Origin of the sequence: Allosaccharopolyspora coralli (genome assembly GCF_009664835.1) — a bacterium.
GTDB classification, from domain to species: domain Bacteria; phylum Actinomycetota; class Actinomycetes; order Mycobacteriales; family Pseudonocardiaceae; genus Allosaccharopolyspora; species Allosaccharopolyspora coralli.
This window is the reverse complement of the sequence record NZ_CP045929.1, coordinates 4670364-4687361: the sequence shown is the minus strand read 5'-3', so window position 1 is coordinate 4687361 and position 16998 is coordinate 4670364. Positions and strand designations below refer to the sequence as shown.

The window sequence follows — 16998 nt, the reverse complement described above, 5'->3', positions numbered from 1 at the left end:
GGCGGAGTCCGGTGGCGGGCCGGACAGGTGGCTGAGTGGGCAGGTGCCTGCGGGGTGTGAGGGTGCCGTTCACGTTCAGACGCGCGGGTTCGGAGGTTGTGGGCCCGGACACAATGCGTCTCCTGCGGGAACTGTCGATGCAGGGCAGGCGTTGAACAGGCATGAACCTTGAGCGAGCGTCGCTCAACATTGGTTTGACGACTCGACAGGGTCGTCGGTAAAACTTGAGTCGAAACCACTCAAGGGCGATCACGGGCCTTTGAGTACACAGCGTGAAGCAGGAGGAACCACCCATGGCGCGAGCGGTCGGCATCGACCTGGGGACGACCAACTCCGTCGTTTCCGTCCTCGAGGGCGGTGAATCGACGGTCATCGCCAACTCGGAGGGCTCGCGGACGACCCCGTCGGTCGTCGCCTTCGCGAAGAACGGCGAGATCCTCACCGGTCAGCCCGCGAAGAACCAGGCGGTCACCAACGTCGACCGCACCATCCGGTCGGTCAAGCGCCACATGGGCACCGACTGGAAGACCAGCGTCGACGAGAAGGAGTACACGGCGCAGGAGATCAGCGCCCGCGTGCTCATGAAGCTCAAGCGCGACGCGGAGGCCTACCTCGGTGAGGACGTCACCGACGCGGTCATCACCGTCCCCGCGTACTTCGAGGACGCCCAGCGTCAGGCGACGAAGGAAGCCGGCCAGATCGCCGGCCTCGACGTGCTCCGCATCGTCAACGAGCCGACCGCCGCCGCGCTGGCCTACGGCCTGGAGAAGGGCGAGAAGGAACAGACCATCCTCGTCTTCGACCTCGGTGGCGGCACGTTCGACGTGTCCCTGCTGGAGATCGGCGAGGGCGTCGTCGAGGTGCGCGCCACCTCCGGTGACAACCGGCTCGGCGGTGACGACTGGGACGAGCGCATCGTCGAGTGGCTGGTCGACAAGTTCAAGAACTCCAGCGGCATCGACCTGACCAAGGACAAGATGGCGCTGCAGCGGATCAAGGAAGCCGCGGAGAAGGCCAAGATCGAGCTGTCCAGCTCCTCGCAGGCCAACATCAACCTGCCTTACATCACCGTCGACGCCGACAAGAACCCGATGTTCCTGGACGAGACCCTGACCCGGGCCGAGTTCCAGCGCATCACCTCGGACCTGCTCGAGCGCACGCGCAAGCCGTTCGAGTCGGTCATGCGGGACGCGAGCATCGACGTGGACGGCATCGACCACGTCGTCCTCGTCGGCGGCTCCACCCGGATGCCCGCGGTCACCGACCTCGTCAAGGAGCTGACGAAGGGCAAGGAGCCGAACAAGGGCGTCAACCCGGACGAGGTCGTCGCCGTCGGCGCCGCCCTGCAGGCCGGTGTGCTGCGTGGTGAGGTCAAGGACGTCCTGCTGCTCGACGTCACCCCGCTGTCCCTCGGTATCGAAACCAAGGGCGGCATCATGACCAAGCTCATCGAGCGCAACACGACGATTCCCACCAAGCGCTCCGAGACCTTCACGACGGCCGACGACAACCAGCCGTCCGTGCAGATCCAGGTCTTCCAGGGCGAACGTGAGATCGCGGCGCACAACAAGAAGCTCGGCATGTTCGAGCTGACCGGGCTGCCTCCCGCACCGCGCGGGGTGCCGCAGATCGAGGTCTCGTTCGACATCGACGCCAACGGCATCGTGCACGTCAACGCCAAGGACCACGGCACCGGCAAGGAGCAGTCGATGACGATCACCGGCGGCTCCGCGCTGCCGAAGGACGACATCGACCGCATGGTCAAGGACGCCGAGGCCCACGCGGAAGAGGACAAGCAGCGCCGCGAGGAGGCCGAGGCCCGCAACCAGGCCGAGACGATGGTCTACCAGACCGAGAAGGTGCTCAAGGACAACGACGAGCAGCTCCCGGACGAGGCCAAGACCAAGGTCCGGTCGGCGATCGACGAGGTCAACGAATCCCTCAAGGGCGAGGACGTCGCGGCGATCCAGGCCGCGGTCGAGAAGCTCGCCACCGAGTCGCAGGCGCTGGGTCAGGCGCTCTACGCCGACCAGGGTGCCGCGGCACCGGGCGGTGAGGCCGGCGCAGGCGCGGCAGGCGCCGCCGACGGTGAGTCCTCCTCGCAGAGCCAGTCCGACGAGGACGTGGTGGACGCCGAGGTCGTCGACGACGAGGACGAGAAGAAGCAGTGACCGCAGACAGCTCAGCCCACCGAGACAACACGAGTCCGTCGGCCGAGCAGGAGGAGCAGGAACCCGTCGTGGTCCGCGACCGGCGTCGTATCGACCCGGAGACGGGCCGGCGGCGGGCTCCCGCTTCCGACGGAGAGGGCTCGAACGGCCGCATGTCCGAGGAGGTCACGGGAACCATGTCGGGAACCCTCGACGACGAGCTCGCCCAGTCCGCCGAGGCACCGGAGTCGCCGGTCGTCGATGTCGAGGCACCGGCGGCGGACGCGGACGCCCAACAGCGGATCGACGAGTTGACCGCCGATCTCAAGCGGGTCACCGCCGAGTACGCCAACTACCGCAAGCGCGTGGAGCGCGATCGGGACGCGGTCGTGGAGTCCGCGAAGGCGTCGGTGGCCAACGACCTGCTCACCGTGCTCGACGACCTCGAGCGCGCGGACGCCCACGGTGACCTCACCGGTGCGTTCAAGTCGGTCGGCGACAAGCTCGTCAGCTCGCTGAGCAACGCCGGGCTCGCCGCGTTCGGGCAGGAGGGCGACGAGTTCGACCCGTCCGTGCACGAGGCGGTGCAGCACAGCACCTCGCCCGAGGTGTCGGGGCCGACGGTCAGCGCGGTCCTGCGGCGCGGCTACGCCTTCGGCGAGCGCGTGCTCCGCCCGGCGATGGTGGCCGTCACCGACCACGAAGCGGAAGCCGCACCCGCCGACGGGGCCGGGGACCCGACCCCGTCCGGCGAGCCCGGCACCACCGAGTGATCACATGACGCGAAGCGAGAGGAGGGGCGCCCGGTGAGCGCGAGGGAATGGCTCGAGAAGGATTTCTACGCCGAACTGGGCGTCTCCTCCGATGCGTCCGCGGACGAGATCAAAAAGGCGTACCGAAAGTTGGCGCGGGAGAACCATCCCGACGCCAACCCCGGTAACACCAAGGCGGAGAACAAGTTCAAAGCCGTCTCCGAGGCCTACGGTGTGCTCTCCGACCCGGAGAAGCGCAAGCAGTACGACGAGGCCCGCAGGCTGTTCGGTTCCGGAGGCTTCTCCGGCGCCGGTCAGGGCGGCGGCTTCGGTGGCTTCGGCGGTGGCGGAGGCGCACCGGGCGGCTTCGACCTGGGCGATCTGTTCGGAGCGGGCGGTCAGGGCGGCGGGCCCGGCGCCGGCGGGATCGGCGACCTGTTCGGCGGGCTCTTCGGCGGCGCCGGCGGTCGTCGCGGCGGAGGGTCGGCCACGGCGAGCCGTCCGAAACGCGGCGCGGACATCGAGACCGAGGTCCGGATCGACTTTGCCGAGTCGGTACACGGCGCGACCGTTCCGCTGCGGCTGTCGAGCCCGGCGACTTGCACCACCTGCCACGGCAACGGGGCGAAGCCGGGCACCACGCCGCGGACCTGCCCCACCTGCTCCGGTGGCGGCATGGTCACCCGCAACCAGGGTGCGTTCGCGTTCAGCGAGCCCTGCCCCGACTGCCGGGGCCGCGGCACGCTGATCGACGACCCGTGCTCCGAATGCCGCGGCGAGGGCGTCAGTACCAGGACCCGAACGCTCACCGTGCGTATCCCGCCGGGTGTCTCGGACGGCCAGCGGATCCGGCTCGCCGGTCAGGGCGAACCGGGCCGCAACGGCGCCGGTGGCGGCGATCTGTTCGTCGTGGTGCACGTCAACGCGCACCCGGTGTTCAGCCGTTCCGGCAACGACCTGACGCTCACCGTCCCGGTGACCTTCCCCGAGCTGACGCTCGGCACGACGCTGACCGTGCCCACATTGGACTCGAAGGTCTCGCTGAAGGTCCCTGCGGGGACGTCGAGCGGGCGAACCCTCCGGGTGCGTGGCAAGGGCGTCGGGAAGAAGGACGGCAGCAGCGGAGATCTTCTGGTGACCCTGCAGGTCGCGGTACCGTCCAAGCTCGACACCAAGGCGACCGAGGCGTTGCAGGCCTACGCCGAGGCGACCGCCGACCACGATCCCCGCGCTGACCTCGCATCATTGCTCGGGAGGGCGACGTGACCAGCAATCGGCCGTTCGGCACCGGTGCCACGGCGGGATTCCCCGCCGGTGCGAATGAGGACACCCCGGTGTTCGTCATTTCGGTGGCCGCCGAACTCGCCGGTCTGCACGCCCAAACCCTGCGTTCCTACGACCGCATGGGACTGGTGTCCCCCGGCCGCACACGGGCCGGGGGACGCCGGTACTCGGCGCGGGACATCGCCGTGCTCCGGGAGGTCCAGCGACTCTCCCAGGAGGACGGAGTCAACCTCGCCGGGATCAAACGCATCATCGAACTCGAGAACGAGGTCGACGCGCTGCGCGGCCAGGTCCGCGACCTGATGGACGAACTCGCCACCGCACAGACCGCGACGCAGCAGGCGGCCGCCCGGGTTCATGCTTCGTATCGGCGGGACCTGGTTCCGGTCCGCCAGGAGACCGCCCTCGTCGTCTGGAAACCACGTGCGTGAGTCTTTTTGGTGGTCATAGCAACCACAAAGGCTCACGCACGCTTTGCTGGCACCGAGCGGGCCGTGATCGCGATGCGGTTCCAGGCGTTGATCGTCGCGATCGCCGTCACGACAGCGACCAGCTGTTTGTCGTCGTAGTGCTCGGCGGCGGCGTCCCACACCGTGTCGGGGACGCCCTCGGTGTCGAGTCGGGTGGCGGCCTCGGTGAGCTCGAGCGCTGCCCGTTCCGCTTCGGTGAAGAACGGTGCTTCCCGCCAGGTCACCACCGAGAACAGTCGCTGGTCGGTCTCGCCGGCGTCTCGCATGTCGTGGGCGTGCATGTCGACGCAGAACGCGCATCCGTTTATTTGGCTCGCCCGGAGTTTGATCAGCTCCAGCGTGGAACGGGGCAGCGACGTCCCCGCCAGATAGTCCTCCAGCCCCCGCATCGCCCGGTAAGCGGCGGGATCGCTGTTCAAGCTCAGTCGAGCGGTCATGACTCCTCCATCGGTCGAGATACCGCGGACAGCGGCGTGTGAACGCGAACGGGCGGTGCGTGTCAGTTCGGCGCGTCGAGCAGCGCGCGGGTCCGGGCGAGCTTGTCGGGGTGCAGCACGCTGTCCACGGCCGTCACTCGTCCGTCGGCGATCGTGAGCGAGGTCGCCGAGTGCAAGCGGGATCCACGGAAGGTCAGCGCCCCGACTCCGCCGTTGACCCGCACCGGACGCGTCGAGAACCCCGAAATACGGCCTGCGACACCGACCAGGAACCGGGATACCTTGTCTGCTCCGACGATCGGGTTCCGCGCCGCCGAGACGACGCCACCGCCGTCGCTGCGCAGCACGACGTCCGGGTCGAGCAGTTCCAGCAACGCGTCGAGGTCCCGCCCTTGGCACGCGGTCGCGAACGCTTCGGCGACGGCCCGATGGCGTGTCGGGTCCGCGTCGAATCGCGGCGCGTTCTCGCGCAGGTGCCTGCGTGCTCGGGCGGTGAGCTGGCGGACCGCAGCCGGGCTGCGGCCGACCGCGTCGGCGATGTCGTCGTAGTTGTGCCCGAACACTTCACGCAGCACGAACGCGGTGCGTTCGGCCGGTGAGAGTGTTTCCAGCACCACGAGCATCGCCGTGCTCACCGACTCGTCCAGCGTCACCCGGTCCGCCGGGTCGGGGCCCGTGGTGTCGACGAGCGGTTCGGGCAGCCACGGCCCGACGTAGTCCTCCCGCCTGCGACGGGCGGAGCGGACGACGTCGAGCGCCAGCCTCGAGGTGACGACCACGAGCCAGCCCGCGACGTCCTCGATGCCGTGGGTGCGACGCATCCGTAACCAGGCTTCTTGCACCACGTCCTCGGCCTCGCCGAGGTCGCCGATGATGCCGTAGGCGATGGTCACCAGCCGTGCGCGCTCGCGCCCGAAGACAGCGGTATCCGTTCGGTTCACACCTTCAGGACGAGGCGCGCCGCCCCCGTGTGACATCGGGGCCGTGACACCGCGAGGTCGGGTGCCGCTACGGAACCACCCATGCAGATCACCCCTGCCCACCTACAAGTCGTCAGTCCATGGTGAACGGGTCGTACTGGATGTGGTCGAGCGGCGTGCCTGCGACGAGCATCCGGGAGACCGTGGCTCTGATCATGGACGGGGAACCACCCACGAGGACGTGCCGGTCGTCCCACGCGCCGTGACCGCTGACGACGTCGGCGAGCGTGCCGTGCTCGGCACCCGCCGCCTCGGGGTCGTTCTCCAGGACGGGTGTGACGGTCAGCCACGGATTGCTCATGGCCACCATCTGGAGGTTCTCGAGGTCGTAGAGATCGTCGCGCGTGCGCCCGCCGTAGAACAGGTGCACCTGGGGGTTGTCGCCGTACTGCGCGAGGTCCTCGATGATCGAGCGCATCGGTGCGAGGCCGGTTCCGCCCGCGACCATGAGCACGTCGCGGTCGCTGGAGCGGTCGACGGCCAGGCGGCCCATCGGCTGCCCGATCCGCCAGGTGTCGCCGAGGCGAGCGTGTCCGACGAGCGCGCGGCTGACCCAGCCGCCGTCGACGGCACGGACGTGGAACTCGAGGATGCCGTCGTCGCCTGGCGCGTTCGCGGGTGTCAGGTAGCGCCACAGCCGGGGGCGCTGCGGGACTTCGACGCTGACGTACTGGCCGGGCTGGTAGGGCACCGGATGGTCCGGGCGGACCCGGATGACGGCGACGTCCCAGCTGAGTCGCTCGTGCTGGATGACTTCGCCGTCGTACCAGGCGGGGCCTTCGTCGGCGGCGGCCGCTTCGGTCATCGCCGAGGCCATGATCGTGTAGCACTCGGCCCACGCGCGCTCGACCTGCGGTGTCCACGCGTCGCCCGCGTACTTCTTCACCGCCGCGAGCAGCGCGGTCCCGACGGCCTCGTAGTGCGAGTTGACGACGCCGAACTTGCGGTGGTCGCGACCGAGCTGCTGCAGGAACGGCATGAGCTCGTCGGGCCGGTCGACCATCTGGATCACGTGCACCAGGGCCCGGAGCAGCCGGCTGCGCTGCACTTCCATGTTCACGGCGAAGAGCTCGCGGGTGCCGGGGGACAGGCTGAAGAGCATGCCGTAGAAGAACCGGGCGACCTCGTCGGCGTGCGGCTCCGCCACCGCCCAGCTGTCGCGGACGAGGCGGACCATGGTGCTGACGCCCGGTGACGGTTCCCGGTTCGGGGGGTCGCTCGGGCTGAGGACGGCGTTGGCTGTCATGGTGCTGGCGCAGTTCTCCGCTGTTGGCTCCGCGCACCCGCGGGTGGATGCGCGCTGATCGGCCGACCGGTCACGGACCGGCCCGCACGTGTCCCCCGACAGGGTGGACTTTAACCCGAAACTGGCGAAGAACGCTTCTTGATGCCTCCTTCGAGTGTTTCGCGACTACGAGTAGTGTCCGAAAATGCACTGAGCAGAGTGAATATCGGCAATGAGGTCTGGATTCGTGCTCGCGCGCCTGGCACGCTGGCGCGGATGTTCTCCGATCCCTCGGCCCCGACCGGAGCGGCGAGCCCCGAGATGCTGGCGCTGGAGTTCTCCGAGCCGCTCGGCGCCTCCGCCGCTTCTCGGCCGCGCCCTGCCGCATCGCCGAGGAGCGGCCGTGCTTCCGAGGACGACGTGCCCGACCCGTTCGTCGGCGGTCCGGACGCCGCGCGGCTGCCGGGATCCGAGGGCGAGCACCTTCTGCAGTGCGCCTACGGCACGCAGGATCGGGCGAAACGGTTCTACGACGACCAGGTCCTCGACCGCCTCAACGAGCCGATGCGCGAGTTCGTCGGGCGGATGGAGATGGCCTTCGTCGCCACCGCCGATCGCGACGGCGAGTGCGATGCCAGTCTCCGCGCCGGGCCCGCCGGGTTCCTCGCCGTGCTCGACGAGCGCCGTCTCGCCTATCCCGAGTACCGGGGCAACGGCGTGATGGCCAGCCTGGGCAACATCAGTGAGAATCCGCACGTGGGCATCCTCATGGTCGACTTCGTGCGTGACCTGATCGGTCTGCACGTCAACGGCCGTGCGTCGGTGACCGAGGACGCGGACCTGCGCCAGCACTACCCGGAGTTGCCCGCCGAGGTCGAACGCGGCAGGGCTCCGGAGCGCTGGGTCGTGGTCGAGGTCGAGGAGGCCTACGTCCACTGCCGCAAGCACATCCCGCGGATGGAACCGGTGTCCCGGACCCGCAACTGGGGCACCGACGACGTCAAACGCAAGGGCGGCGACTACTTCGAAGCGAGAGGTGCGCCGCGCCCGTGGCGCGTGGCCGAGGTCGGTGCGCGGACACACTGATCGGGTCCGTCACACTGGACGAAACGGTCGACGCCGGTGTGGCTGAACGGAAGGACTCGGGTGTGAGCGGGCAGGACGGCCGACGTGCCGACGGCACGCGGCGGACGGCTGCGGCGGCCGTCGAACGTGAGCTGGTGTTGATGTTCCGCCGGGCACGGAACCTGTCGACCTCGGTGGCCACGCAGGTGCATCCGGATCTGGATCCCACGTCGTACAGCCTGCTGCTCATGGTCGACGACGCGGGTTGGCTGCGCGGGATGGACGTGGCCGACCGGATCGGACTCGACAAGTCGACGGTGAGCAGGCAGATCGCGACGCTGGTGGAGCTGGACCTGCTGGAGCGGGTCCCGGACCCCGACGACGGTCGCGCTCGCCGGATCCAGCTCTCGGCCTCGGGGCGGGATCGGCTGGCCGCCGCGCGGGCGAAACGTCGCGAGTACATGCGGGGCCAGTTCGCGAGCTGGTCGACCGAGGACATGCACGAGTTCGGGCGCCTGCTCGCGCGGTTCAACGAGATGTTCTGAGCCTCGACCGTGGAAGGTCACGGGGTTGGTCTGCGTGGGTTCTTGCGTGGCGGAACCTCACCTCGCGGCCGGCTGCGGGATCGTCGACATCGAGTAGCGCCTCTCCGCCACGTCGACGCTGTCCTCGCCGACCGCGAGGTGAGAACCCGCTGGTGGCCGGTCTGCGTGGCCAGCGGAAACCGTCGGCGCACGGTGCCTGACCACAGCCTCGATCGGCGCGGTTTCTGAGGTGTGGGAGGCGGCACAGTCCCTATACGTTGCAGTCTACAACTAACGACTCGTAGGATTGGTTGCAGAAGGCAAGGAACCGAACATGACGGCACCCACACCCGAAGAATGCGCCGGACTGCTCCGGCCGCTGCGTTCCCTCGTCGGCCTCCGCACGGCCGTCGCGCACTGGCCCGACCAGGGACCGCTGCCCGTGGCCGCGGGCGGCCTGCTCGCCGAGCTGGTGCACCGGGGCGAATGTCGTGTCTCCGAGTTGGCGCACCGGCGGCTCACCGACGTCTCGGTCGTGAGCAGACAGCTCTCCCAGCTCGAGGCCGCAGGCCTGGTCACTCGCAGGCCCGACCCGTACGACCGGCGGGTGTGCCTGGTGGCCGCCAATGCCGACGGTGCCGCCGAGCTCCGACGCCTCGACCGAAGTAAGGCCGAGTGGCTCAGCCACGCTCTGCGCGACTGGGACGCCGAGACCCTGCGCACGGTCGTCGCCGTGCTCTCCGACATGAGCGACGACCTGCACCGAGCCGCGTACGACCGAGCACAGGAAGGAACTCGATGACGACGTCGACGGAGGCGGAGCAGGGCGCACCGATGACCCACCGCCAGGTCGTGCAAGCCATGTACGGCCTGATGCTGGCGTTGTTCGTGACGATCCTCAGCACGACGATCGTCACCAACGCGCTGCCGCGCATCCTCGCCGACCTCGACGGCAGCCAGAGCCAGTACGCCTGGGTGGTCACCGCGATGCTGCTGACCTCCACGGCGACCACCCCGATCTGGGGCAAGCTCTCCGACCTGTTCAGCAAGAAGCTGCTCTACCAGCTGGCGCTGACGATCTTCATGACCGGCTCCGTGCTCGGTGGATTCGCCCAGTCGATGCCGGAGCTGATCGGCTACCGCGCCGTGCAGGGCATCGGCATGGGTGGTTTGCAAGCCCTCATCCAGGTCGTCATCGCCGCGATGGTCGCCCCGCGCGAGCGTGGCCGCTACAGCGGATTCATCGGGGCGGCGTTCGCCACCGCCACCGTGAGCGGGCCGCTGATCGGCGGGTTCATCGTGGACGCGCCGGGACTCGGCTGGCGCTGGTGCTTCTGGATCACCGTGCCCGTCGCGGTCATCGCCTTGATCGTGCTCGGCCGGACGTTGAAGCTGCCGGTGGTACGCCGCCCGGTGAAGATCGACTGGCTGGGCGCGACGTTCCTCGTCGGCGGCGTGAGCCTGATCCTGGTGTGGGTGTCCATGGCGGGCAGCCAGTTCGCCTGGCTCTCGGCACAGAGCGCCGCCTACCTCGGCGGCGGAGTGCTGATCCTCGCGCTGGCGCTGTTCGTCGAGACTCGCGTGAGCGACCCGATCGTGCCGCTGCGGATGTTCCGCAACCGGACGATCAGCCTTGTCACCGTCGCGATCGTCGCGGTCGGTACCGCGATGTTCGGCGGTTCGGTGTTCTTGGCGCAGTACTTCCAGGTCGCGCGCGGTTTCAGCCCCACCCACGCCGGCTTGCTGACGCTGCCGCTGGTCCTCGGCATGTTCGTTTCCTCGACGCTGTCGGGCCAGATCATCTCGCGCACCACGGGGCGGGTGAAGCCGTTCCTGGTGTTCGGTGCCTCCTCGCTCGTGGTCGCCCTCATGTTGCTGAGCACCATCGACTCGCGCACGAACCTCGTGCTCGTGGGGTGCTACCTCGCCCTGATGGGGACCGGCCTCGGCTGCATGATGCAGAACCTCGTGCTCGCGGTGCAGAACACCACGGCGAACAGCGAGGTGGGCTCGGTGACGTCGGTGGTGACGTTCTTCCGCACCCTGGGCGGTTCGGCCGGTGTGTCGGTGCTGGGCGCGGTGCTCGCCGCGCACGTGGCGAGCTACGTCGCCGCCGGGCTCGCGGGTGTCCCTGGCGCTCCGTCGGCAGGGGGCTCGATGGAGGTCGAATCCCTGCCCGGGCCGGTGCAGCAGGTCGTACGCGACGCCTACGGGCAGGCGTTCGGGGACATCTTCTTCATCGCCGGGTGTGTCGCGCTGGTGACGCTGGCGTGCGTGGTGTTGATCAAGGAGCAGCCGTTGCGTACGACGGTGGAGTGGACCTCGGAGAACGCCCGGACCGAGACGGAGTCCCTGTCCTCCGCTTCCCGAGCGTGATCGTCTCTGCCCCGACCGGGTGATCGACTGCGTCGCGAGCCGGCGCGGTCCCCGGTTGGGGACAACTGTGGACAACTGCCCTCATCCTGTGGACAACTCGGCGAGTAGCTGGTGAGCGCTCCCTCGGTCCGGTGATCCACTCTGTGCAGGCCGCGTGCCTGGGCGGCCGGTCCCGAGCGGCGTCGGAGTCCTGTGGGCAACCCTGTGGACAACTCTGTGGGCAGGTGCTCGCGTGCTGGTCAGCGCCGGTGCCTTTCGATCATGACCGGGCTCTCGGAACCGCCGTCGGAGTGATCTTGGTTCGGTGCCGCCGAGCGTTCGGATCGAGTGGTCGATTCCGCCGGAGACTGGTAGCCGCTCACACCCGTAGCTCGTCCGGGTAGTCCGTCCCCCGAAGGGCTTCGCGGCGGGTGCCCCGCGTCGTTGTACGCGAGCTGAGAGGGCGTTGTGGATCTTGGGTGGGTGGTCCGGTACCGCCGCCCCAGTTCGTGCCTCGCTGCGTTGGGGTCCTCTTGAGTACCACGCCGTACGCGGCGAGAACCCCTGCCTTGCGAGGCACGAACTCCAAACGCCGGAGCCCTCACCGTGCCCCGGCTGGGCACGTATGACCGTGCCCTACGGGCACACAAGCCAGTTCCAAAATGCACTCCGAGGGCACGCCGGTTGATCTGCGTAGGCGGCAGGAAAACCTCTCGGCACGCTGTGCACGATCAGCCTCCAAGCCGCGCGGGCGAGTTGGCCCGGCAGGTGATCCACGGGGTGTGTGTCGGCATCGGCGTGCGGACGAGGTACAGCAGTCGGTGACCTATGATCGTGGAGACGCGCCTGCTCGCGTGGTTGCCTCCGATACGACGAGAGCCGGAGAGGCTCGCGGCCCCTCCGGCTCCCGTCGAACAGTGCGGTCGGAGTTACTCGGTGACCTTGTCGGCCTCCGTGTCCTCGCGCGGGAGGTCCGTCCGGTACAGGTCGCCGGACTTGATCGCGTCGCGGAGGCGCTTGACCTCGCTGCGGACCACCGGGAACAGCAGGTACAGACCCACGATGTTGACGAAGGCCAGTGCGAACAGCACCGCGTCGGCGAAGTCGAGCACGCTGCCCAGGGTCAACACCGAGCCGGTGATCACGAACAGGCTGAAGAACGCGTTGTAGCAGCCGATGCTCAGCCGGTTCTTGCCGAACATGTAGACCCAGGCGCGCTGGCCGTAGTAACCCCAGGTCAGGATCGTGGAGATCGCGAACAGCGAGGCGGCCACCGCGAGCACGATCGGGAACCAGGGCAGGAACGTCTCGAACGACGCCGAGACGACCGTGATGCCCTCGGGCTCGTCCCCGCCCGCGATGATCGAGGCCTTCGCGTCCTGCCAGAACTGCGACTGGGCGATGACGACCGTCAGCGCGGTCATGGTGCAGACGATGACGGTGTCGATGAACGGCTCGAGCAGCGCGACGAGGCCCTCGGTGGCCGGGTAGCGGGTCTTGACCGCCGAGTGCGCGATGGGGGCCGAACCGATACCGGCCTCGTTGGAGAACGCCGATCGCTGGAACCCGACCACGAGAACACCCAGCACGCCGCCGAGCCCGGCCTCGGGGCTGAACGCGCCCGAGACGATCTGACCGAAGGCCGCGGGGACCAGGTCGTAGTTGGTGCCGATCACGAACAGGCAGGCGGCCACGTAAATGATCGCCATGAACGGCACGAGGATCCGGGTGACCTGGGCGATCGACTTAATGCCGCCGACGATGACCAGGCCGATGATGAAGGCCAGCGTGATACCGAACAGCAGGGCCGCGCCGTCTCCGCCGAGGAAGCCTTCCTCGCCGCCGGTCACGGTTTGAAGCTGGGCGAAGGTCTGGTTGGCCTGCAGCATGTTGCCGCCTGCCACACCGAAGAACAGGATCATGATCGCGGCGAGCACGGCGAGGACCTTGCCGAAGGTCCGGCCGCCCTTGCCCGGGAAGCGCTCCGCGACACCCTTGCTCAGGTACTGCATCGGACCACCGGAGACGGTGCCGTCCTCGTGGATGGTCCGGTACCGCACACCGAGCGTGCACTCGACGAACTTCGTGCACATGCCGAGCAGACCGGCGACGATCATCCAGAAGGTCGCGCCCGCCCCGCCGACGGTCACGGCGACACCCACGCCGGCGATGTTGCCCATGCCGACCGTTCCCGACAGTGCCGAAGCCAGTGCCTGGAAGTGGGTGATCTCGCCCGGGTCGTCCGGTTTGGAGTACTTACCGCGAACCAGCTTCAGGCTCAGTCCGACGGCGCGGAACTGGATGAACCCGAAGGCCATGGTGAAGATCGCGGCCGCGGCGATCAGCCACACCACGATCCACGGCACACCGACCCCGAAGACCGGGATCTCGGCGAAGATGACGGTCGACAACCCCTCGGTGAGCGGGTCGAAGATGGCGTTGATGGCGTCCTCGATGGCGGACAGGAAGCCGGCATCGGCTCCTTCCGACGTCTGGGCGAGGACGTGTCCTGGTGCACCCGTGATCGACGGTGCTAGCTGTGGCCACATGGCTGGGTAGTGGAGCAACCTGCGCGTCAGATCACAAGTCCAGCGCGTGGGTTCACCCGCAAATCGCGTTCATATCGTGTCCTCACCTCGTCCCCGTCGACCACGGAGTAACCAGAGCGGGACACTGAGTGACGAACGGACGGGCGTTGCCTTCGTCGATCTCGAAGAGTGGACGGAGCGGGTAATCGGACGTTCCGGGCGTGACGTCGGACACAACTAAACTTGAGCGGAACTCACTCAACTTTCCTTACGTTGAGAGTGTTGGGCGACGGAACCGCCGTCGCTCCGGCACGCACGCGACAGAGGTGGGGAATGGACGCTTTCAACCCGACGACGAAGACCCAGCAGGCGGTGACTTCGGGGGTGCAGGCCGCCACAGTGGCGGGCAACCCCGACGTCGCGCCCGCGCACCTGCTCGGCGCTCTGCTGGCGCAGGGCGAGGGGCTCACCGCGCCCCTGTTGTCGGCGGTCGGCGCCGACGTCGCCCAGCTCCGCACGGAGGTCGAGAAGATCGCGGGCACTCTTCCGGCGGCCAGCGGCTCGACGGTCTCCGCGCCGCAGCTGTCGCGGGACTCGGTCAAGGTGCTCACCCACAGCCAGCAGCTCGCCACCGAGCTCGGCGACGAGTACGTCTCCACGGAGCACCTGCTGGTCGGGCTCGCCGCCGAGGGCGGTCAGGTCGCCGACGCGCTCCGCAGGCACGGCGCCACGCCCGAGGCGCTTCAGGACGCGTTCACCCAGGTGCGCGGCTCGGCGCGAGTGACCAGCCCCGACCCGGAGGGCACGTACCAGGCACTGGAGAAGTACGGCCAAGACCTCACCGATCGAGCGCGCAAGGGGGCGCTGGACCCGGTGATCGGCCGGGACACCGAGATCCGTCGCGTGGTGCAGGTGCTCTCTCGGCGCACCAAGAACAACCCGGTGCTCATCGGCGAGCCCGGCGTCGGCAAGACTGCGATCGTCGAAGGGCTCGCCCAGCGCATCGTGGCCGGTGACGTGCCGGAGTCCCTGCGCGGCAAGCGGGTGGTGGCGCTCGACCTCAGCGCGATGGTCGCCGGAGCGAAGTACCGCGGCGAGTTCGAGGAACGGCTCAAGGCGGTGCTCAAGGAGATCGCGGACTCCGAGGGCCAGGTCATCACCTTCATCGACGAGCTGCACACCCTCGTCGGCGCGGGCGCCTCCGGGGACGGCGCGATGGACGCGGGCAACATGATCAAGCCGATGCTCGCCCGCGGCGAACTCCGTATGGTCGGGGCGACCACGCTGGACGAGTACCGCGAGCACATCGAGACCGATGCCGCGCTGGAGCGCCGGTTCCAGCAGGTCATGGTCGGTGAGCCGTCACCGGAGGACACGGTGGCGATCCTGCGTGGGCTCAAGGAGCGCTACGAGGTGCATCACGGCGTGCGCATCACCGACGGTGCCCTGGTGTCGGCGGCGACCCTCTCCGACCGCTACATCACCGCGCGGTTCCTGCCGGACAAGGCGATCGACCTCGTCGACGAGGCCGCCTCCCGGCTGCGCATGGAGATCGACTCACGCCCGGTCGAGGTCGACGAGGTCGAGCGCGACGTGCGGCGCATGGAGATCGAGGAGATGGCGCTGTCCAAGGAGGACGACCCGGCGTCGCTGGAACGGCTCGCGTCGCTGCGGGCCGAGCTCGCCGACCATCGCGAGCGGCTCTCGGAGCTGACCGTGCGCTGGCAGGGCGAGAAGGAGTCCATCGACCGGATCCGCGACCTCAAGACGCAGCTCGAAGCGCTGCGCGGTGAGTCCGAGCGGGCCGAGCGCGACGGTGACCTCGGGACCGCCGCCGAACTGCGCTACGGGCGGATTCCCGCGCTGGAGAAGGAACTCGCGGCCGCCACCGGCGAACAGGGCGACCGGCCCGCGATGCTGCAGGAGGAGGTGACCCCGGACGACGTGGCCGACGTCGTCAGCTCCTGGACGGGCATTCCTGCGGGACGCCTGCTGGAGGGCGAGACGACGAAGCTCCTGCGCATGGAGGACGAGCTCGGCAACCGCGTGGTCGGTCAGGCCGAGGCGGTCCGCGCCGTGTCCGACGCGGTGCGCCGGACCCGCGCCGGGGTGGCGGACCCGGACCGGCCCACCGGGTCGTTTCTGTTCCTCGGCCCGACCGGGGTCGGCAAGACCGAACTGGCGAAGGCGTTGGCCGGGTTCCTCTTCGACGACGAGCGGGCGATGGTCCGCGTCGACATGAGCGAGTACTCCGAGAAGCACTCGGTGGCGCGCCTGGTCGGGGCGCCGCCGGGTTACGTCGGGTACGACCAGGGCGGTCAGCTCACCGAGTCGGTGCGCCGCAGGCCGTACTCGGTGGTGCTGCTCGACGAGGTCGAGAAGGCCCACCCGGACGTGTTCGACGTGCTGTTGCAGGCCCTCGACGACGGCCGGCTCACCGACGGTCAGGGCCGCACGGTGGACTTCCGGAACACGATCCTGATCCTCACCTCGAACCTCGGTTCGCACGCGATCGCCGACCCGTCCCTGACCGAACAGCAGCGTGACGAGGCGGTGCTCTCGGTCGTCAAGCAGCAGTTCAAACCGGAGTTCCTGAACCGGCTGGACGACGTCGTGGTCTTCCACGCGCTCAGCACCGAGGAGCTGACGTCCATCGTGGACATCCAGGTGGACGAGCTCGCGCGCAGGCTCGCCCAGCGCAGGCTCACGCTCGAGGTGCTGCCCGCCGCACGAGACTGGCTCGCGATCAACGGGTTCGACCCGGTGTTCGGCGCCCGGCCGTTGCGCAGGCTCGTGCAGTCGGCGATCGGGGACCAGCTCGCGAAGAAGCTGCTCTCGGGCGCGGTCCGGGACGGCGACACCGTCACGGTCGACGTGGCCGACGACAACTCGGCCCTGACGTTGAGCTGAACGGTGGTGCGTGGGTAGCGCTGCGTCGACGGTCGTGTGGCGGAACCCCGCCTCGCGGCCGGCTGGTCCGCGTAGGCGGCGAAGATCACCTGAACAGCCGATTCACCGAATCAGCCGGACTGCCGATGAGTCACGTGTACGAAGCGGGGCCGTCCCTGCCGTCACCTCTCCAGGCTCCCGCACTGAGACGGACACCACGTCAGCCGTTGGCGAAAACGGCAGGTCGCGTCGGGAATATTCGGCGGACCGCGTCGGCTGACGCTGTTAGCGTGCACGGTGACGGCAGCACGATTCTCGCCGTCGCCACTGGGGGCACCG

Annotated in this window: 13 protein-coding genes; 9 read left to right on the top strand and 4 right to left on the bottom strand. The window is 68.7% G+C overall.

Annotated elements, in window-relative coordinates; translation table 11 throughout:
* The first annotated feature begins 293 nt into the window (after window positions 1–293).
* From dnaK to GIY23_RS21895, 4 genes are read left to right on the top strand one after another with little or no spacing between them, the layout of a single operon-like run.
* Complete coding sequence (dnaK, locus tag GIY23_RS21910) at window positions 294–2171, top strand: molecular chaperone DnaK (RefSeq protein WP_154078380.1); 1878 nt, start codon at window positions 294–296, stop codon at window positions 2169–2171.
* Window positions 2168–2923: a nucleotide exchange factor GrpE gene (gene grpE, locus GIY23_RS21905; RefSeq protein ID WP_228717438.1), complete on the top strand. Its 756-nt coding sequence runs from the start codon at window positions 2168–2170 to the stop codon at window positions 2921–2923. The genes dnaK and grpE overlap by 4 nt, the downstream gene beginning before the upstream one ends.
* A 33-nt stretch (window positions 2924–2956) precedes the next feature.
* A complete protein-coding gene (gene dnaJ / locus GIY23_RS21900; protein WP_154078379.1) occupies window positions 2957–4168 on the top strand; it encodes a molecular chaperone DnaJ in 1212 nt (403 codons plus the stop codon).
* Window positions 4165–4617: a heat shock protein transcriptional repressor HspR gene (locus GIY23_RS21895; RefSeq protein WP_154078378.1), complete on the top strand. Its 453-nt coding sequence runs from the start codon at window positions 4165–4167 to the stop codon at window positions 4615–4617. The genes dnaJ and GIY23_RS21895 overlap by 4 nt, the downstream gene beginning before the upstream one ends.
* Before the next feature lie 32 nt (window positions 4618–4649).
* On the opposite strand, the gene GIY23_RS21890 is transcribed toward GIY23_RS21895, so the two are convergent.
* From GIY23_RS21890 to GIY23_RS21880, 3 genes are all read right to left on the bottom strand, one after another.
* Window positions 4650–5093, bottom strand: coding sequence for a carboxymuconolactone decarboxylase family protein (locus GIY23_RS21890; RefSeq protein WP_154078377.1), 444 nt, complete (start codon window positions 5091–5093; stop codon window positions 4650–4652).
* Between the two features lie 62 nt (window positions 5094–5155).
* Window positions 5156–6034, bottom strand: a complete 879-nt coding sequence (gene sigJ, locus GIY23_RS21885; RefSeq protein WP_228717437.1) for an RNA polymerase sigma factor SigJ — start codon at window positions 6032–6034, stop codon at window positions 5156–5158.
* A gap of 112 nt (window positions 6035–6146) precedes the next feature.
* Window positions 6147–7250 (bottom strand): FAD-binding oxidoreductase, encoded by a 1104-nt coding sequence (locus GIY23_RS21880; RefSeq protein WP_154079047.1) that lies wholly within the window; start codon window positions 7248–7250, stop codon window positions 6147–6149.
* Between the two features lie 324 nt (window positions 7251–7574).
* On the opposite strand from GIY23_RS21880, the gene GIY23_RS21875 reads away from it, so the two are divergent.
* The 4 genes from GIY23_RS21875 to GIY23_RS21860 all read left to right on the top strand — a co-directional run bounded on the left by GIY23_RS21875 (window position 7575) and on the right by GIY23_RS21860 (window position 11263).
* Complete coding sequence (locus tag GIY23_RS21875) at window positions 7575–8384, top strand: pyridoxamine 5'-phosphate oxidase family protein (protein WP_154079046.1); 810 nt, start codon at window positions 7575–7577, stop codon at window positions 8382–8384.
* A gap of 62 nt (window positions 8385–8446) precedes the next feature.
* A complete protein-coding gene (locus GIY23_RS21870; RefSeq protein ID WP_228717436.1) occupies window positions 8447–8908 on the top strand; it encodes a MarR family winged helix-turn-helix transcriptional regulator in 462 nt (153 codons plus the stop codon).
* 313 nt (window positions 8909–9221) lie between these two features.
* Entirely contained in the window at window positions 9222–9689 is a 468-nt protein-coding gene (locus GIY23_RS21865) for a MarR family winged helix-turn-helix transcriptional regulator (protein WP_154078374.1), read from the top strand.
* Window positions 9686–11263, top strand: coding sequence for an MDR family MFS transporter (locus GIY23_RS21860; protein ID WP_228717435.1), 1578 nt, complete (start codon window positions 9686–9688; stop codon window positions 11261–11263). The genes GIY23_RS21865 and GIY23_RS21860 overlap by 4 nt, the downstream gene beginning before the upstream one ends.
* 908 nt (window positions 11264–12171) lie before the next feature.
* Here GIY23_RS21860 and GIY23_RS21855 read toward each other — a convergent pair.
* Complete coding sequence (locus GIY23_RS21855) at window positions 12172–13791, bottom strand: alanine/glycine:cation symporter family protein (RefSeq protein ID WP_154078373.1); 1620 nt, start codon at window positions 13789–13791, stop codon at window positions 12172–12174.
* Between the two features lie 312 nt (window positions 13792–14103).
* On the opposite strand from GIY23_RS21855, the gene clpB reads away from it, so the two are divergent.
* Entirely contained in the window at window positions 14104–16680 is a 2577-nt protein-coding gene (clpB, locus tag GIY23_RS21850) for an ATP-dependent chaperone ClpB (protein WP_154078372.1), read from the top strand.
* Window positions 16681–16998: the final 318 nt, after the last annotated feature.